The sequence below is a fragment of the Lysobacter sp. ISL-50 genome, assembly GCF_018612875.1.
Classification (GTDB): domain Bacteria; phylum Pseudomonadota; class Gammaproteobacteria; order Xanthomonadales; family Xanthomonadaceae; genus Lysobacter.
The window spans coordinates 62,557-78,412 of the sequence record NZ_JAGGRI010000005.1 but is presented as its reverse complement, the minus strand read 5'-3'; the positions used below and the strand labels follow the sequence as shown (position 1 = coordinate 78,412).

The window sequence follows — 15,856 nt, the reverse complement described above, 5'->3', positions numbered from 1 at the left end:
GTGTTGGTAATCTACAACACCTAGGTAGAACTTGATATGTGCTGGAAGTCATATCCCCCTTTAGTCATGCCCTGGAGCTTCCGGGCTGGCTGGACGGTGGGGCGCACCGTCCGGGTTCACGGATAGAGATGAGCCGGGGACGGCGAGGGTTGCAATCGCGGACCCATGACTGACGACCTAGGCGGCGGCCGGCGCTTCAGCAGGCCACGACGTTGAGCGATAGCCCGATCGCCTCGCCGGCGCCGTTGATCGCCGCCGTGGTCAGGCGCGCGCGATTGAAGGCGATGTCGCTCAGCCACAGCCCCGCCAGACCCAGGTACGCCAGATAGGCGAAACCGACGTAGTCGCCGAACACGATGGTGCGCAGCCAGTCCTGCTGGAACAGATAGAAGTACGCGGTGAGGCAGGCCGCGCCGACCAGCACTAGCAGCGGCAACAACAGATGGACGCCCGCGCGCGGCTGCGCCAGCGTCACCGCCCCGAGCAGCACGAACACCAGCAGATTCGCGCCGCTGAAGATGCGGAACTCGCGAATCAAGGCATCGGCCACCTGCATGTAGCGGTGGCCGATGGCGCGGGTCAGCCGCGTGTCCAGATCCAGCAGCCGCTCGCGTTGCGCTTGCAGCACGGCGGTGGCGCCGGCTTCGATCCTGGCGCGGCAGGCGCAGTCCGGATCGCGCATTTGCGTGGCGATCTCGGCCACGCGGCGCGGCAGATTCTCATCCAGTTGCCGGCGGATCTGCGCGGCCCGCGCGCGGCCTCGCTCCGACATTCGCGCGGCGATCGGCGACAACGCGGTGTCGTCCAGCGAGCGCAGGGTTTCGCCGACGCGTTGCCGCACCTCGACCTGGATCAGGTCGCGCGCCAGCGATTCGATCGCGACGGGGCGCACGAACGAATAGATCAGCGCGCCGCCGAACACCAACGCGCCCAACACACTCACCAGCAAAGCGACGATACGCATCGAGGGACTCCGTTCCTTGGGTCTGAATCGCAGTCGCTCAGACCCGATCCGGCCGGGCGAGTTCAATCCCGTGGCGGCTGCGCCGCGTGCGTTCGCAGCCGGATCAGCTGCCGGCCGCACGAACGTCCCCGGGGTGCTCGGCTTGGGGCGAGGTGGTTGGGGTGACGTTTTTGGGACGAGTCTGAGTAGGGGCATCCGCGTGATCGGGCGTTTCAATACTCGAATCGATCAGTCCCGTCGGTATACGGTAGCCGCACAGCCCTTGAACCGAATATCGCAAATGAAGCTAACGATGCTCCGAGGAAATTGTCGCGCTGTCTTTCTCTTTGTCGCCTTGGTCGCGGTGATTGGATGCGATCGCGGCGACCGTGAGCCTACGCGGTCCATCGTCATGAGCGATCCCCAAAGCGTCCGCAAGAACGACGCCCCGCAAAAGCCTGAGATTGTCGCGGACCAAGCGCAAACCGTGACAAGGATTGTTGCTGACAGAAGGCGTTATGCAGACACGTACTCGATGCTGGCGGAACAGGCAGAATTCGGAAATGCACAGGCCGCTTATCAGCTGTATCGCGATCTCTTGCGGTGTACTTCGCTCCAAGAGCGAAAAGAATCTATGGAAGAGGCCGCGGCGTCACTAGACGACGAAGTTTTGACATCAGACGTGGTCCGGCAACTGGCTGAGGATCGCGTGATCTGTCTCGGGCTTAGTAAAGAGCAGTTGGCTTCGCGCGAGTACTGGACTACGAAGGCTGCTCGGCTAGGCCATGTAGAGGCGCAACTCGCATATTTCTCTGTTGCCACGGAGAAATTCGATACGCCAGAAAAACTGGTGGCTGGCGCCGACGAACTTGTGCATATCAAGGCCGAAGCATTGACGCACTTGACGTCGGCGGCGTCGCAGGGAAATCGCACCGCGCTGTTCAATCTTGCCAGCGCTTATCACGATGGGACTTTGACCAAGCGCGATGCAGTGAAGGCCTACGCGTACATGAGAGCCCTGCAATACAGCGGCGGAACCAAAGTGGCATCTAAGTATGTGGATCTGTGGGGTCGTGAGTTGACAGCTCAACAGCTAAAGAGTGCGGACGCGATGGCCGCCAGCGCAATCAGCAGGAGCAATGGAAAATGAAATCTAGATGGTTAGTAGGGTTGTTGGCATTGACTGCATTGGGGATAGCAATAGCTGCGCATTACGGGACATTCAACTGTGCGGATTGCACATTGGATGGAGATACACCAGATCCCGACACTGCCGGATTCATCGTGTCCACGGTGAACGTTACGGTCAATCAATGGAGAGCCAAGGATACCGTTACGATCTGTAATGCAAGTGCGTGCTCTACGTATCAGATGATTTCTGTCGCAGCCGGTATCCCGGGTATGAAGCAGATTTCCAAAACGCCGCGAGGAAGTAGCGGTGGCACCGGCGGGTCCGGCGGCGAGGGTGGTAGCGGAGGTGGAAGTGGAGGCAGTTGGTCGGGTGTCGGTGGTGGGGGTTGCGAAGGAGAGTGCGAAGGCAAGGTAATCATCGGAGCAGAGAAGCCGATTAAGCCCTGACCCAAGTTCTCGGACTTCAATAGGTTCAACCAAAAAACGCCCCACATCAAGCGGGGCGTTCTTGTTTCCGACGGCCGCTATATAGGGCCGGGACTCGGATATGCCGCGGATGATTAGCTATATCGTTCAAGGTTCAAAGAACGTGCTTCAAAGAATCGGCGCCAACCCCGCCCCGAACGCGGTGAACATCCGCGTCGTCAGGCTCTTCACGCCGAGGTTGACCTCGGGAAAGTCGCCGACCGGTTTGTAGCAGGCGCGAAAGCCCGGGTCGGTGCGGTACAGCGGCGACGGGCAGGCCGGGCCGGGCACGAATTCGTAGCTGGTGGCGTAGCGCACCGGCCACAGGTCGAAGATCGGCAGGTGCTCGGAAATCTTCGCGATCGAATACTCCAGCCCGGAGAAGATCGGCGGCTTGTCGCGGCGCGCGATCACCCACGAGTTGGCCGGCGCGATGTCGCGGCGGATGCTCGCGGCCAGGGCCTGGGCGAACACGGGATCGTCGATCACCACCGCGCTTTCGGTGTTGTAGTGATCGCCGCGCGGATCGAAGTTGTGCGTGCCGATCACGCCGATGCGTTCGTCGATCACCATCGACTTGGCGTGCATGCCGATGCGCACGCCGGCGCGCTTGAGCGGCACCGGTTCGTTGGTGCGGCGGCGCGCATAGCGCATCGCCGCGTACTCGCGCGCCAGCGGTTGCCGGTAGCGTTGCCGGTAGAGCACGCTGCTGCGGTCGAGTTCGCGGCGCTGGCGCCGCGATTCGGCCAATCCGGCGCCCTGCACCGATTCGGGCTCGGCGCGGCCGTCGCGTTCGCCCAGGCCGTCCAGGCCCAGGTCGGGCAAGGTGGCGCCGGTGGCGGCGATGTCGATCGGTGCGTCGGCCGGGAACGGCTTGTACTCGTAGATGTTGAAACCGAATTCGCGCAAGTAACGGCGCTTGTACTTGTACGACAGCGCGTAGGCGATGAAGGCGTCGGTCGCGGCGAGGCTGTTGGTGGACACGATCACGCGCGGCCGGTCGGGGCGGTCGTGCAGGCTGCGGAACAATTGCTGCGCGGATTTGGACAGCACCAGGTACGGCGTCTGCAGGATCACTTCTTCTTTCGAATGGGTGATCAGGCTGCGCAGCGAATCCGAGGCCAGGGCATTGGCGTCGCTGTTCTCGCGATGCTTGTTGGGGGTGTCGGAGATGTAGCGCACCGCGCCGACTTCGATCGCGTGCGAGACCAGGCGTTCGTTGATCTGCGCCTCGTCGGCGGCGGCGTCGCGCATGGCCTGGGCGCGCTGCGGGCGTTCGAATTCGGTCTTGGGCAGGACCGGCACGCCGCCGTCGATCAGGCGCTTGCCCACGTCGGCCAGGCGCTCCACCGGCACGCTGCGGCGGTCGCTCCAGAACACTTCGAAGTCGGTGCCCATGATGTCGGCGACCGGTCCGGCGACCAGCACGTCGCGATCGCGGAAGTTGTACTGGTCGTCCCAGTCGTAATAGTCGTCCTGGTAATTGCGGCCGCCGGAAATGCCGACCCGGTTGTCGGCCAGCAGCAGCTTGGTGTGCATGCGCTGGTTGAGCCGGCGCCAGCAGCAGGCGGCGGCCAGCACGTACTGCGGGTAGTTGATGCGGGCGCGGTGCAGCACCGGGTTGTACAGCTTGACCTCGAAATTGGCGTGGGCGCCCGCCAGCGCGGCCAGGGTGTCGATGTGGCGCATCGCCGCCAGCTGGTCGAGCAGCAGGCGCACGCTCACGCCGCGGCGCGCGGCGGCGAGCACTTCGTCCAGCACCAGTTTGCCGGCGTCGTCTTCGTCGAAGATATAGGTCTGCAGGTCCAGGCTGTGGGTGGCGCTGCGGATCAGGTTGATGCGCGCCAGCAAGGCGTCGGGGCCGCGATCGAGGATCAGCGCGTAGTGGCGCGGGCGCTCGGGCGTGGACTGCGCCATCGCTTTGCGCCCCAGCTCGTACAGCGGCGAGGGCTGGGCGCAGGCGTTCTCGCCCTGGCAGTCGATCTGCTGCGAGCGCGCGGCGGCGGCGATCGCGCTGGCGCGGTCGCGCTGGGCCGGGCTCAGCGAGGCGCAGGCCGACAGGGACAGGGCGAGCAGGGCCGCGAGGCCGCGCAACACGGGGTTCAACAGGGTGGCTCCTTAACGCGTCGGGACCCGGGTCGGAAAGGGTTCCGGAGTCCTGGGCGGCGCGGGTTTCGACGGGATCAGCTTATTTTGCGTGGATTGCAGGCGTACCTGCATGGTGAAGCGTACCCGGTCGCCGAGCGCGAGTTGCCAGCCGTCGAGGTTGTAGTCGTCGCGGCTGACGCTGCCGTGCGCGATCGCGTCGCAGTCTTCGCCCGGTTTGACGCAGGCCGCCGGGGCCAGGATGAAGCTTTCGATGCGGCTCACCCCATGCAAGGTCAGCCGTCCGCGCAGCACGCCGCCGGTGCGGGCGAGGTCGGCCGGGTGCGGCTCGGACAGGAATTCGATGAAGGGATAGCTCGGGGCGTTGAAGAAGCGCTCGCCCCGGGCCATGCGCGCGTAGCGCTCGGACTCGCCGACCACGACCGAGGCGGTGGCCAGGCGGATGCGGACCTGATGGCGGCCGTCGGCCAGGACGGTGAGTTCGCCGTCGTAGCGCGGGAACTCGCCGGCGATGCGCTGGCCCCAGCGGGTGCGCAGTTCGAAGCTGAAACGGGTGTGTTCCGGATCGAAGCCCTGCTGCACCGGCTTGGGCTCGGGCGGCCTGGCGTCGGTGGCCCGGAACTCGGCGGCGCGGGCCTCGGCTGGCCGCGGCGCCCAGACGCGCGTTTCGGTCGGGGACGACTGCTGGACACCGGCCTGGGCGACAAGCCCCACCGACATCAGGGCCAGGCCGGCCCCGATGCTGCCGATCGCGGCGGTTCGACCGTGCCACCGCCGCAAGCGCGGCGGCGACCGGTTCACGGCCACCAAAACTCGCTGAGCTGGGCGACGCCCGGTTCCAACGCGGTGCCGGCCGGTACGCTGAGGACGGCGACGCCGCCCGGCGGTATGCCGCGGTAATCGCCCGACTGGCCGCTGTGCAGCAGCGCGGCCAGGCGTTCCAGGCCGGGGTTGTGGCCGACCAGCATCAGCCGCTCGACCTCGATGTGGGTGTCGGCCAGGCTGATCAGGGTGCCCGGGGTGGCGTCGTAGATCGACGGTTCGATGCGCTGTTCGACATAGCCGATGGCGCCGAGCACCGCTTCCAGGGTCTCGCGCGTGCGCCGCGAGGGCGAGCACAGCACGCAGTCGGGGATCAGTTTTTTCTCCGCCAGCCAGCGGCCGGCGGCTTCGGCTTCGGCCAGACCTTCGGCGGACAGCGGCCGGTCGAGGTCGGCCTGGCTTTGGCCCGCGGGTTCAGCGTGGGCGTGGCGGAGCAGGATCAATTCGCGCATGAGTCAGAGCCAGAACGAGTGATGAGGGGAGTGCGCGAACGCAAGGTAGAGGATGCCTGTCGAGGGGGCGGATGGGTAGCGGGGGCGAGGGCCGGGTTCGCCGGCCGGCGGACGGCGCGGCCGCGGGATCGTCCCGGTCGGCGCGCGGCGCGGACAGGTCCGGTTGCACGACAGCGTCTATCGGCCCGGCCTCACTTCTTGCCGAGCCACTTCAGCAGCGGCTGCCAGTCGGCCTGATGCTCGCGGATCTGCTGCGAGTGGTAGTCGAACAGGCTCTTGCCGAGCGCGGTCATGACCACATAGGCCTGGCTGTCGCGGATCTGCCCGATCACCGGGTACGGCCATTCGCTGAGCAGCTCCACCGCCTGCTGCGAGGCGTTGGTCCAGGGCTTGAGCTTGTTGCCGATCAGGCCGACCCGCAGCTGGCCGCGACGCACCCGCGGGTGCCGGGCCAGCGAATCGAGGAACGGCACGGTGGCTTCGATGTCGAGCGTGGAGGGCTGCACCGGCACGACCACCGCGTCGGCGATCTCCAGGAAGCTTTCCAGGTCGTCGGCCATCGCCCCGGCCGGGGCGTCGATGATCGCGCGCTGGGCGTCGTCGGGCAGGTTCTTGCGCCAGGCCTTGCGGCGGGTGCCGTCCAGCGCCAGCACCGCACTTTCCAGGACCGAGCGGCGCTGCGCCCAACGGGTCGAAGAGCCTTGCGGGTCGGCGTCGATCAAGGCCGTGCGCAGGCCTTCCAGAGCCGACTGCGCAGCGAGATGGGTGGCGATGGTCGTCTTGCCCACGCCTCCCTTGGAACTGGCCACCAGCACGGTCTTCATGCGAGCTCCCTTCGGGCGGAAGCCGCAGCGTACACCGGCATCGTGGACGTGGTCATCACGACTTGAGCGCCGCCGCCGAGAAGCGTCCGCCTGAGCTGTTTTGCCCGCACAGGCCGGCGCGCACGTCCGGTTCCCTCGGCAGGTCGGCTGCGCGCGTAGCGATTTCTGTAGATCGCACGTTTCCCGGCACCTAGCATGTGCCGTACAGAAAAATATTCTCCAAAATGAAAATTTTTGGGTAGGGAACTGCGGGCTGCGTCGCGTTTTTGGCCGTATGTCGAACCGCCGCGCCGTCTCGATCGCAACGAGGCGCGCCGCGTCCGGCATACCCCTGTGCACGAACGTGCGGGCGCAGCGGGCCCTCTACGGCCAACCAGGAATACCGTAATGAAGAAGGCTCCTAGCAAGAAGAACACCGTAATCGGGTTGACCGCCGCCTGCGCCGCGATCTTGTTGTGGTCGCAGCGCGATGCGGCCTCCGCCGCCGATGACGCGCAAGGCGCCGCGGTCGCCGCGGTCGCGGGTGCGATCGGCAGCGGCGTCGCCGTGTCGCCGGCCTCGTTGCCGGTGGCCTATGCCGCACCGATGCCGCGGACCGCGGTGCAGGCCAAGCTCGGCGCCGGCCAGCTGCTGCAGGCGGTGCAGGCACTGGCGCCGCAGCTGCGCACACCGGCGGGCGCGCAGGGCACGCCGACCGGGCCGGCGCAGGCCGCCTCGGTGCGCGCGCAGATCGCCGCGCTGGACCGCGCCGGCATTCCGCTGCAATGGCGCGAAGGCGAAAAGGTCAAGATCAATGTCGGTCTGGCCCTGGACTACGCCAGCATCCAGAACGCGAGGCTGCTGGCGCAGGCCGCCGGCGGCCTGGTCGCCGCGCTGCGCGCTGGCGGTATCCAGGCGCACGAAATCCCCGGTTCGCCCACCCTGGAGGCCCTGGTGCCGCTGGCGCAGCTGGAATGGGTGGCCGGTCACGCCGGCGTCGCCCGCGTGGGCCTGATGAACATCGCCGACACGGTGGCCTTCTCCGACGGCGCCACCGCCAGCGGCATCGACCAGTTGCGCGGCCTGGGCAACTACGCCGGAGTGCCGGAAGGGCTGCGCCGCAGCCTGCAAGGCGAGGGCCTGACCATCGCCATCATGGATCAGTTCGGCAACACCAACGGCGAGGTCGCCTCGCTGCAGACCGCGGGCGAATGGCCGAAGAACACCGCCACCGCGACCGACAACATCGTGATGACCCCGCCGACCGGCAAGACCTTCGGCGCCGCCGTCGGGCAGAAGCACGGCAACGCGGTCACCGAGATCGCCTACGACATCGCGCCCAAGGCCAAGTTCCGGCTCTACGACGCCGGCGCCGTCGGCGATTGGGTCAAGGGCATCCAGGACGCGGCCAATCTGGACGCGCAGAACCAGCCGCTGGGCGAGCCGCGCGCGCAGGTCATCACCGCCTCGCAAGCCGGCATGGCCGGCGCGCCGGGCGACGGCACGGCCACCTCGGGCGCCTACAAGGGCCTGTACGACGCGATCGACGCCGCCAAGCGCAACGGCGTGCTGGTGATCAACGCCGCGGGCAACCACGCCCAGGCGCATTGGGATGGCGACAGCGACGGCGGCGCCGCGGTCGATGTGGCCCAGGACTTCGACCCGGCCACCGCCGGCGTGCAGGACACCAATGTCGTGGCCAGTTCTGGCCAGTGCACGCCGGTGGGCATCAAGGACGCGGCCAGCGCCAGCGCGAAGCGCGTGGGCGCCTCGCTGAGCTGGAACGACTGGGCCTCGGCCGGCAACACCGTCGACACCGACTACAGGCTGGAACTGGTCCGCTGGCGCGACGAAGTGCGTACCCGCACTTTCGACCGAAGCACCTTCCGCTACGTGGAGACCGTGACCCCGGCTGGCTGGGAACTGGCGCAGCAGTCCGACAACGCGCAGAACGGCGGCGCCGGCCAGGAGCCGCTGGAAGTGGTCGCCTACGTGCCGCCGGCGGAGACGGCCACCACCCGCTGCGCCGGCCTGTTCAGCACCACGACCACCGGCGGCGGCGGCATTTTCGCCCTACGCGTGGTGCGCAAGACCGCGAGCGCGGCCAACTTCCTGCGCATCGTCACCACCAAGTTGCCGCTGGAATACGCGCAGAACAAGCGTTCCCTCCTGCTCCCGGCCGACTCGGCCAGCGTGGTGACGGTGGCGGCGCTGAACGCGGCGAATTCGGCGCTGGAACTCTACAGCTCGCGTGGACCGGTACTGGCCCCCGGCGGCGCGCGTCCGGCCGGCCAGGCCGAAGGCAATGCCAAGCCGGACCTGAGCAGCTACGCCAAAGTCGACACCCTGTCCTACGGCGAGAACGGCTTCAGCGGCACCTCCTCCGCTGCTCCGCACGTGGCTGCGCTGGCGCTGCTGGGCCTGCAGCACCAGCGCCAGCTGACCAGCGCCACCGAGCTGGCGCCGTTGCCCGCCGAGGGGACCGAGCAGGACAAGGCCGATCGCGTCGTTGCGCTGAGACAGCGCCGCAGCCAGCTGGCCGACGCGACCTACGACGCGCTGGTGCAAGTCGCCGGCACCCAGGGCAACGACCTGGGCGATGCCGGCTTCGACGACAGCTTCGGCACCGGACAGCTGAAGTTCCATGCCCAGTCGCAGGCCTGCGTGCTGTCGGCGCTGTACGCCCCGGCGTACCGTTCGCTGCTTCCGGTGCAAGCCTCGCCGCTGCCGGCAGGGCAACAAAGTTACGACCAGCAGCAGACTAGCAACGCCGCCACCTGTTCCACGGTTCCCGTTCCTGCGGGTTCCATCGCTTCCACGGGATCTGCGGGCGCACCGTGAACTGAAGCCTCCTGGTCCGCGTCCCGTGCGCGGGTAAGGCAACGGCGCCGGAGAAATCCGGCGCCGTTTTTTTGTCGGCCCACCGCCGTGCGCACCCATCGCGGCCAGACGCGCACCACGCCATGGGCAAGGCAAGCGTGCCGGCGGTAGCCATCGACGGCACCGACAGGCCGGTGGTTAGTTCGGCACCGCCAACAACACAGCCTCCGATCCGGCAGATTATTGAGGCGGGAATCGGGAATCGGCAGCCGGTCTGAGGGGCTTGATGTGATGCCCTCAACAACAGCGCGGCTTCTTGCCGTCATTCCCGCGAAGGCGGGCTCTGCTTTACTTCGGCGGAGCGAACATCCAGAGACATCAAGCGTTCTCGCACGAAAAGCCCTGGATATTCGGCCCCGCTGAAGTGAAGCCCCGTCCGTCTTCGCGTGAATGAAGGTAGGCAAGTACGCTGTTCCCGATTCCCGATTCCCGATTCCCGATTCCCGATTCCCGCCCCATCACCCCACCGCCACCTGCGCCCACAGCGGCAAGGTCAGCAATGACAGCAGCAGGCCATAGCCGACCATCGCCGCCGCCAGCCGCGGCGCCAGTTGATGCGCGATCGCCAAGGCGCCGGCGGTGACCATCGGCGGCATCGCCGCTTCCAGCACGGTCGCGCGGGCCATTTCGCCGTGCAGTCCCAGCATCGGCACCAGCACCCAGGCCAGCGCCGGCATCAGCGCCAGCTTCAGGCCCAGCCCGGCGATCAGCGGTTTGAGCTCCTCGCGCGGCAAGGCCAGTTTCACCGACAGGCCGATGGTCAGCATCGCCAGCGGCAGCAGCGCGTCGGACAGGCGCTGCAGGCCGCCGGCGATCCAGCTCGGCGGCTGTTCGGGCATCACGCTGAAGCCGATCAGCAGCGCCCACAGCGGCGGAAACTTCAACACCCGCAGCACCATCGCCCGCGCGCTGGGCGGGGCGTCGCCGCCGTAGCGCGCCAGCACCCACAGGCCGAAGGTGGACAGGATCAGGAACGCGCCGAACTGGTCGTAAACCACCGCATACGGCAGCGCGTGTTCGCCGATCAGCGCGCGGGTCAGCGGATAACCGAGAAAGCTGGTGTTGCCCAGGGCGACGGTGAGCAGCAGCACCGCGTGTTCGTCGCGGCGCAGGCCGAGCACGCGCGCCAGCGCGCCGACCAGCAGCACGGTCGCGCCCAGCAGCAGCCACGGCACCGCCGCCACCCCCAGCAGCGCCGGTTCCAGATGCAGGCGCGGCGCGTAACGCAGCACCGCCGCCGGCAGGCAGACGTACAGCACGACCAGATTCAGCGTCTGCGCGGCGTTGTCGGGCAGCGCGCGCAGCCGCAGGAACAGGTAACCCAGCGCCAGCATCGCCAGCACCAGGGCAAACGCGTCGAAAGCCATCGCCGACCGACTCCGCGCGCCGCAGCGGCGCGATGCGGCCATGGTCGCGGTTGCCGGGCCCGGGCTCAACCCGGCTTTGCGCTTGCGTGCGATGCCGCGGTGCCGGCCCGCCGCGGCCGCTTCAGCGCACCCAATCCACCCGGCGGGTGCCGAAGGGCGCCGGGCCGTATCATGTCGCGTCCACGGAAGACCCTGTCCCATGAGCGACCTGCAAGACCTGACCGCGCTGATCCGTTCCAACACCCCGCTGATCGTGATCGAGACTCGCGACGAGGCGCGCGTGGTCGAACTGTTCCGCCAGGCGCTGATGAACGTGTGGCGCGCGCTGTACCGCTGGTCGATCACCGAGGGCCTGCGCCGGGTCGATCTGGACCGCGAGGAAGAAACCGACGTCGCCCCGGACATCTCCACCACCTTGCAGGCGATCCGCGACGCCGATCAGCGCGGCATCTACCTGTTGTTCGACGCCCACCCCTACCTGGGCTACGCCAGCACCCAGCGCCAGCTGCGCGAAATCGCCCAGCGCCGCGATTGCGAGCCGCACGTGCTGGTGCTGATCGGCCACAAGCTGGAACTGCCGCCGGACCTGGATTCGCTGGCGGTGCGCTACACGCCCAGCCTGCCCGACGCCAACGCGCTGCTGAAACTGGTGCGCGAGGAAGCGGAAAACTTCGCGCGCGAAAACGGCGGGCGCCGGGTCGAGGTCGATGGCGAAGCGGTGAAGCAGATCGTGCGCAACCTGCGCGGGATCGATCCGGTCGATGCGCGCCGCATCGCCCGCCATCTGATCTTCCGCGACGGCGCGCTCAACGCCGGCGATCTGCCCGAACTGGCCAAGCTGAAGTTCGAATTGCTCAACCGCTCCGGCCACCTGCATTACGAATACGACGCCGCGCGCATGAGCGATGTCGCCGGCGCGCGCCGGCTCAAGCGCTGGGTCGAACAACGCCGCGCCGTGTTCGTCAGCGGCGAGGCGCCGCCCGGGCTCGATCCGCCCAAGGGCATGCTGCTGCTGGGCGTGCAGGGCTGCGGCAAGTCGATGCTGGCCAAGGCGGTCGCGGCCGGTTTCGGCGTGCCGCTGGTGCGGCTGGATTTCGGCACGCTGTACGACAAATTCCACGGCGAAACCGAGAAGAACCTGCGCGCGGCGCTGGCTTCGGCCGAGCAGTTGTCGCCGGCGGTGCTGTGGATCGACGAAATCGAAAAAGGCCTGGCCGGCGACAACGGCGAAGGCGATGGCGGCGTGTCGCGGCGCGTGCTGGGCTATCTGCTGACCTGGATGGCCGAACGCAAATCGCGCCTGTTCCTGGTCGCCACCGCCAACCAGATCGACGCCTTGCCGCCGGAGCTGCTGCGCAAGGGCCGTTTCGACGAAATCTTCTTCGTCGACCTGCCGGTGGCCGAGGTGCGCGCGGAGTTGTTCGCGATCCATCTGCGGCGGCGCTCGCTGAGCGAGGAGTCCTTCGATCTGCCGGCGTTGGCCGCGGCCAGCGACGGATTTTCCGGTGCCGAAATCGAGCAGGCGATCGTCGCGGCGATGTACGCCGCGCACGCCGCGGGCGCGCCGCTGTCGGACTTCCAATTGCGCGCCGAACTCAAGCAGACCCGGCCGCTGTCGGTGCTGATGGCCGAGCAGGTCGAATCCTTGCGCGAATGGGCGCGCGGCCGCACGGTGTCGGCCGACTGAGGCCCGGCCTTCAGACGATTTCCGCGAACAGGCTTTCGAACACCGTCGCCGGCCGCCCGTCGAGTTGCGTGCTGCCGCCGGGCGCGGCGAGGTGGAAGCAGGCGTGCTCGACCTCGCCCCATCCTGCGCCGAGCAACACCGCCTTGGCCTTGTCTATCCAGGCCTGCATGCGTTCGGGCAGCCGCTGCTGGCGTGGATCGAGCGCGTCGTCCCGCATCGGCGGGCGACACGCATCGAACATTCCCATCGCATCCCGGCGCGCATCGCGACGCGAGCGAGCACGCATGACCGTACCTGTCCGGCATTCGCCGGCAGTCCGGGGTGCGCGCCGAGCGCGCGAATAGTCCGGTAAAAAACCACGGTAAATACGAGCATACGGCCAATCATATGCCGCGAGATGTATCTCTGTGTGCCAATAAAACACATGCGACGCCGCATCGATTCGTGGAGTTTTTCCGGCTTGGCAAGCGGCCCTGTGTTAGCAACACTATGCCTACCGAGAGTTGGCAGGATGCCAAACGAAACGAGCATAAGGATCAGTGCATGAAGTACGTGGTCGCAGACGACCAGCCCGCGATGGCGATGCTGGTCGAGCGGTTGTTGAAGAGTGCGCGTGGACCCATCGCCGACGAGATTCGCGCGGTGCGATCCAGCGAACGGTTGTTCGACGTTCTGAGCGAATCGGAGGTTAGTGCAGACATCGTGATACTCGATCCGGCCATCGCGGGCTTGAAGCGCATCGCGCTGGTGCGCGCGCTGCGGCAGCGATGCCCGCCGGCCAGGCTCATCGTCTATGCCAGCGACGACAGCCCGTTTCTGGCGGCGCGACTCATCGCCGAAGGCGTCGACGGCTACGTGCTGAAGACCAGCCCGACGCGATTCCTGCTGCAGGCGATCCAGCACGCACGGGCCGGCGACACCTTCTACGACCCGCGCATCGATTTCGGCCGCGCCAACGCCGATCCGTGGTCGTCGCTGACGCCGAAACAGCAGCGCGTGTGCGTGTCGATCCTGCGCCACGGATCGATCGGCCTGATCGCCGAACGCGAAGGCAAGACCTACGACACGATCTGGACCCATTGGTCGAAGGCGAAGAAGGCGCTCGGCATCCGCCACGAAGCCGAACTGGCGAAGTACTTCTACGAAAAAGGGCTGATGCATTTGTTGGACGACTGAATCACGGGGCCGACGTCGGCCGTACCTTCAACACGACACGGAGTCGAACATGAGGAATCGCAGCAGGGTGAATCGTCGCTCCATCAGGGGGGCTGCAATCACTGCCATCGCCTTGGGCGTTCTCACGAGCCATCAAGCCAGTGCACAGATGATCGTCAAAGACCCGTTCGGTCTCATGGCGAAGTTGAAGCAGACGAGCGAAGACTCCGTCGAATACGGCAAACAGAGCAAGCGCTGGCAGGAGACAGCGAGTCAGTATCAGAAGACCGTAACCCACTACCAGCAACAGTTGATCCGACTGCAGCGGTTGAACTTCGGGCAGTCTCGTATGGAAGACAGCTTCCCGCCGCGCCCGGCCGACTACGGTATGGAGGACATGTGTCCGGGACGGGGCGAAGGCATCAAGGGACAGTTGACGACCGTGTTTCAGCAAGCCGCGCCCAAGCTTGGCGGGAACGTTATCGGCGAGCAGCAATCCATCTGCCAGCGCATGATCCATGCGGAAAACATGAAGTACAACGAGTCGGTGCAGATGCTGCGCAGGCTCATGCGGCGAAACCAGGAATTCGCGCAGATCGAGAGCCAGCGCGACAGCGTCAACGGCAGTCAGGGCGCGCTAGCCGCGAACGACAACGAGGCCTATCGGTTCGTCGCGCGAAATCAGCTGGACCTCGATTACTGGCAGGCGCGCATGAAGGCCTACGAGGACTACATCGAGTCGCTCAAACAGGACCAGGCTCGCTTGGCCAAACGTGCCCTGGAGGGAAACAGAACCGGAATCGGCGGGCAAGTCATTCAGGCTGTTGCCATCAAGGCAGCGCTCGGCAACTGACCTGCCAGCCGACGCACACGCCTGCCCATTCCAGAACGGATTCAAACCATGACTTTCAGCCGCATGTCGGACTTGCTGTCCCCTTCAAGCCAGGCGGGACTCGGCGAATACGCGATCTTTCGCATCATTAACGACTACTTGACTCGCCAAATCGATGACATCGGCTTCGCCATGATGGAGAGGACGATGTCATGGGCGGCCAGCATCGCGGGAACGCTCGTCGTGCTGTGGATCATGATCATGGGCTACCGCATGGTCACCGGGCAGTCGAACGGCACCTTGAGGAGCCTGTTGGTTGGCTCGCTGCGGAACGTGCTGATCATTACAGCCGCGACCACCATGTCCTTCGGCGGTACCAATGTGTATCAACTCTTTACTCAAGATATGGACCGAGCCGTGCATGGCCTGTTTTCCGGGCATGAGAACCAGAGCACGGCCGATGCCATCGACAAGAATCTTGGGTACTTGCAAGTCGCGCTTACGGCGATAGATGGCGTGCAAGTTTCAAAGGACGATCCGACCCTGCAAGATCAGAAGACCCGTGCGCTTGTGTTTGCCGGATTCGGGCTTGCCGGGCCAGCCATGGTTTCCGGCGTGCTGTACCTCACATTCAAATGCACGATGGCCTTCTCCATGGCCCTGGGGCCGATATTCATCCTGTGTCTGATGTTCGACCAGACAAAGGGCCATTTCGTGAAATGGCTGAACTACACAATAGGGACGATTTTCTCGATGGGATGCCTGAGCGTGATGTCGGGCGTGATTCTGGAACTCGTCGCGCGCATCGCGGCGGGCCTATGGGTGGCGAAGCTGGCTTCGATAGTGGGTATCGAGGTCGAGGGCATCAGCAGCCAAGCCCTGCAACAAGGGGGTATCGGGTTGTTGGCGACCGCGCTGCTGATCACGGTTCCTCAATCGCTGGCCAACTTCTTCCAGGGGCAACTCGGCAGCTTCATGCACTTCTCCGCGTTATCAGGCGGCGCGGGTGGTGGTGGCGGTTCGCCGGGGCCGCAAGGGCAGCCTCCAGGTTCTTACTCACCGCAGGCCCGCAACGATAGCCACCGGTCAGACAAGTCCTACGTGCCGGCTGAGGCGGCTAGTGCCACATACAACCACAGCAATCGAATTACCGGGACGCCGCCGGTACATGAGCAGCGCATCAAGTCTTCTGACGAAGTGACGAGGGATTAAG

13 protein-coding genes are annotated in these 15,856 nt (G+C 66.1%); 6 read left to right on the top strand and 7 right to left on the bottom strand.

Annotated features, from left to right (window positions below; genetic code table 11):
- Positions 1–196: 196 nt before the first annotated feature.
- Positions 197–964, bottom strand: coding sequence for a hypothetical protein (locus J7J50_RS03990; protein ID WP_215057776.1), 768 nt, complete (start codon positions 962–964; stop codon positions 197–199).
- A 391-nt stretch (positions 965–1,355) separates the two neighbouring features.
- On the opposite strand from J7J50_RS03990, the gene J7J50_RS03985 reads away from it, so the two are divergent.
- On the top strand, positions 1,356–2,093 hold the full coding sequence (locus J7J50_RS03985) for a hypothetical protein (RefSeq protein ID WP_215057777.1): 738 nt from the start codon (positions 1,356–1,358) through the stop codon (positions 2,091–2,093).
- A gap of 575 nt (positions 2,094–2,668) precedes the next feature.
- On the opposite strand, the gene J7J50_RS03980 is transcribed toward J7J50_RS03985, so the two are convergent.
- From J7J50_RS03980 to J7J50_RS03965, 4 genes are all read right to left on the bottom strand, one after another.
- Positions 2,669–4,645 carry a phospholipase D family protein gene (locus tag J7J50_RS03980; protein WP_215057778.1) on the bottom strand — a complete coding sequence of 659 codons (1,977 nt, stop codon included), beginning with the start codon at positions 4,643–4,645 and terminating at the stop codon, positions 2,669–2,671.
- Positions 4,646–4,657: 12 nt separating this feature from the next.
- Positions 4,658–5,446 (bottom strand): YceI family protein, encoded by a 789-nt coding sequence (locus tag J7J50_RS03975; RefSeq protein WP_215057779.1) that lies wholly within the window; start codon positions 5,444–5,446, stop codon positions 4,658–4,660.
- On the bottom strand, positions 5,443–5,919 hold the full coding sequence (locus J7J50_RS03970) for a histidine phosphatase family protein (RefSeq protein WP_057941152.1): 477 nt from the start codon (positions 5,917–5,919) through the stop codon (positions 5,443–5,445). The genes J7J50_RS03975 and J7J50_RS03970 overlap by 4 nt, the downstream gene beginning before the upstream one ends.
- A gap of 191 nt (positions 5,920–6,110) precedes the next feature.
- Complete coding sequence (locus J7J50_RS03965) at positions 6,111–6,743, bottom strand: ParA family protein (protein ID WP_215057780.1); 633 nt, start codon at positions 6,741–6,743, stop codon at positions 6,111–6,113.
- Positions 6,744–7,130: 387 nt separating this feature from the next.
- Here J7J50_RS03965 and J7J50_RS03960 point away from each other — a divergent pair, with 387 nt between their 5' ends.
- Entirely contained in the window at positions 7,131–9,563 is a 2,433-nt protein-coding gene (locus J7J50_RS03960; protein ID WP_215057781.1) for a S8 family serine peptidase, read from the top strand.
- Positions 9,564–10,060: 497 nt separating this feature from the next.
- On the opposite strand, the gene J7J50_RS03955 is transcribed toward J7J50_RS03960, so the two are convergent.
- Entirely contained in the window at positions 10,061–10,969 is a 909-nt protein-coding gene (locus tag J7J50_RS03955; protein ID WP_215057782.1) for an AEC family transporter, read from the bottom strand.
- A 199-nt stretch (positions 10,970–11,168) separates the two neighbouring features.
- Between J7J50_RS03955 and J7J50_RS03950 the strand changes: the two genes are divergently transcribed.
- A complete protein-coding gene (locus tag J7J50_RS03950) occupies positions 11,169–12,656 on the top strand; it encodes an AAA family ATPase (RefSeq protein WP_215057783.1) in 1,488 nt (495 codons plus the stop codon).
- 10 nt (positions 12,657–12,666) lie between these two features.
- On the opposite strand, the gene J7J50_RS03945 is transcribed toward J7J50_RS03950, so the two are convergent.
- Entirely contained in the window at positions 12,667–12,897 is a 231-nt protein-coding gene (locus J7J50_RS03945) for a hypothetical protein (RefSeq protein WP_215057784.1), read from the bottom strand.
- Positions 12,898–12,977: 80 nt separating this feature from the next.
- Between J7J50_RS03945 and J7J50_RS03940 the strand changes: the two genes are divergently transcribed.
- From J7J50_RS03940 to J7J50_RS03930, 3 genes are read left to right on the top strand one after another with little or no spacing between them, the layout of a single operon-like run.
- Positions 12,978–13,832: a response regulator transcription factor gene (locus tag J7J50_RS03940; protein ID WP_215057785.1), complete on the top strand. Its 855-nt coding sequence runs from the start codon at positions 12,978–12,980 to the stop codon at positions 13,830–13,832.
- Positions 13,833–13,881: 49 nt separating this feature from the next.
- On the top strand, positions 13,882–14,664 hold the full coding sequence (locus J7J50_RS03935) for a hypothetical protein (protein ID WP_251044574.1): 783 nt from the start codon (positions 13,882–13,884) through the stop codon (positions 14,662–14,664).
- A 48-nt stretch (positions 14,665–14,712) separates the two neighbouring features.
- A complete protein-coding gene (locus J7J50_RS03930; RefSeq protein ID WP_215057786.1) occupies positions 14,713–15,855 on the top strand; it encodes a type IV secretion system protein in 1,143 nt (380 codons plus the stop codon).
- Position 15,856: the final 1 nt, after the last annotated feature.

Bases quoted from the DNA above. Each gene is read 5' to 3' on its own strand.
- J7J50_RS03990 (WP_215057776.1), bottom strand. From the start codon at position 964: ATGCGTATCGTCGCTTTGCTGGTGAGTGTGTTGGGCGCGTTGGTGTTC.
- J7J50_RS03985 (WP_215057777.1), top strand. From the start codon at position 1,356: ATGAGCGATCCCCAAAGCGTCCGCAAGAACGACGCCCCGCAAAAGCCT.
- J7J50_RS03970 (WP_057941152.1), bottom strand. From the start codon at position 5,919: ATGCGCGAATTGATCCTGCTCCGCCACGCCCACGCTGAACCCGCGGGC.
- J7J50_RS03965 (WP_215057780.1), bottom strand. From the start codon at position 6,743: ATGAAGACCGTGCTGGTGGCCAGTTCCAAGGGAGGCGTGGGCAAGACG.
- J7J50_RS03960 (WP_215057781.1), top strand. From the start codon at position 7,131: ATGAAGAAGGCTCCTAGCAAGAAGAACACCGTAATCGGGTTGACCGCC.
- J7J50_RS03955 (WP_215057782.1), bottom strand. From the start codon at position 10,969: ATGGCTTTCGACGCGTTTGCCCTGGTGCTGGCGATGCTGGCGCTGGGT.
- J7J50_RS03950 (WP_215057783.1), top strand. From the start codon at position 11,169: ATGAGCGACCTGCAAGACCTGACCGCGCTGATCCGTTCCAACACCCCG.
- J7J50_RS03945 (WP_215057784.1), bottom strand. From the start codon at position 12,897: ATGTTCGATGCGTGTCGCCCGCCGATGCGGGACGACGCGCTCGATCCA.
- J7J50_RS03935 (WP_251044574.1), top strand. From the start codon at position 13,882: ATGAGGAATCGCAGCAGGGTGAATCGTCGCTCCATCAGGGGGGCTGCA.
- J7J50_RS03930 (WP_215057786.1), top strand. From the start codon at position 14,713: ATGACTTTCAGCCGCATGTCGGACTTGCTGTCCCCTTCAAGCCAGGCG.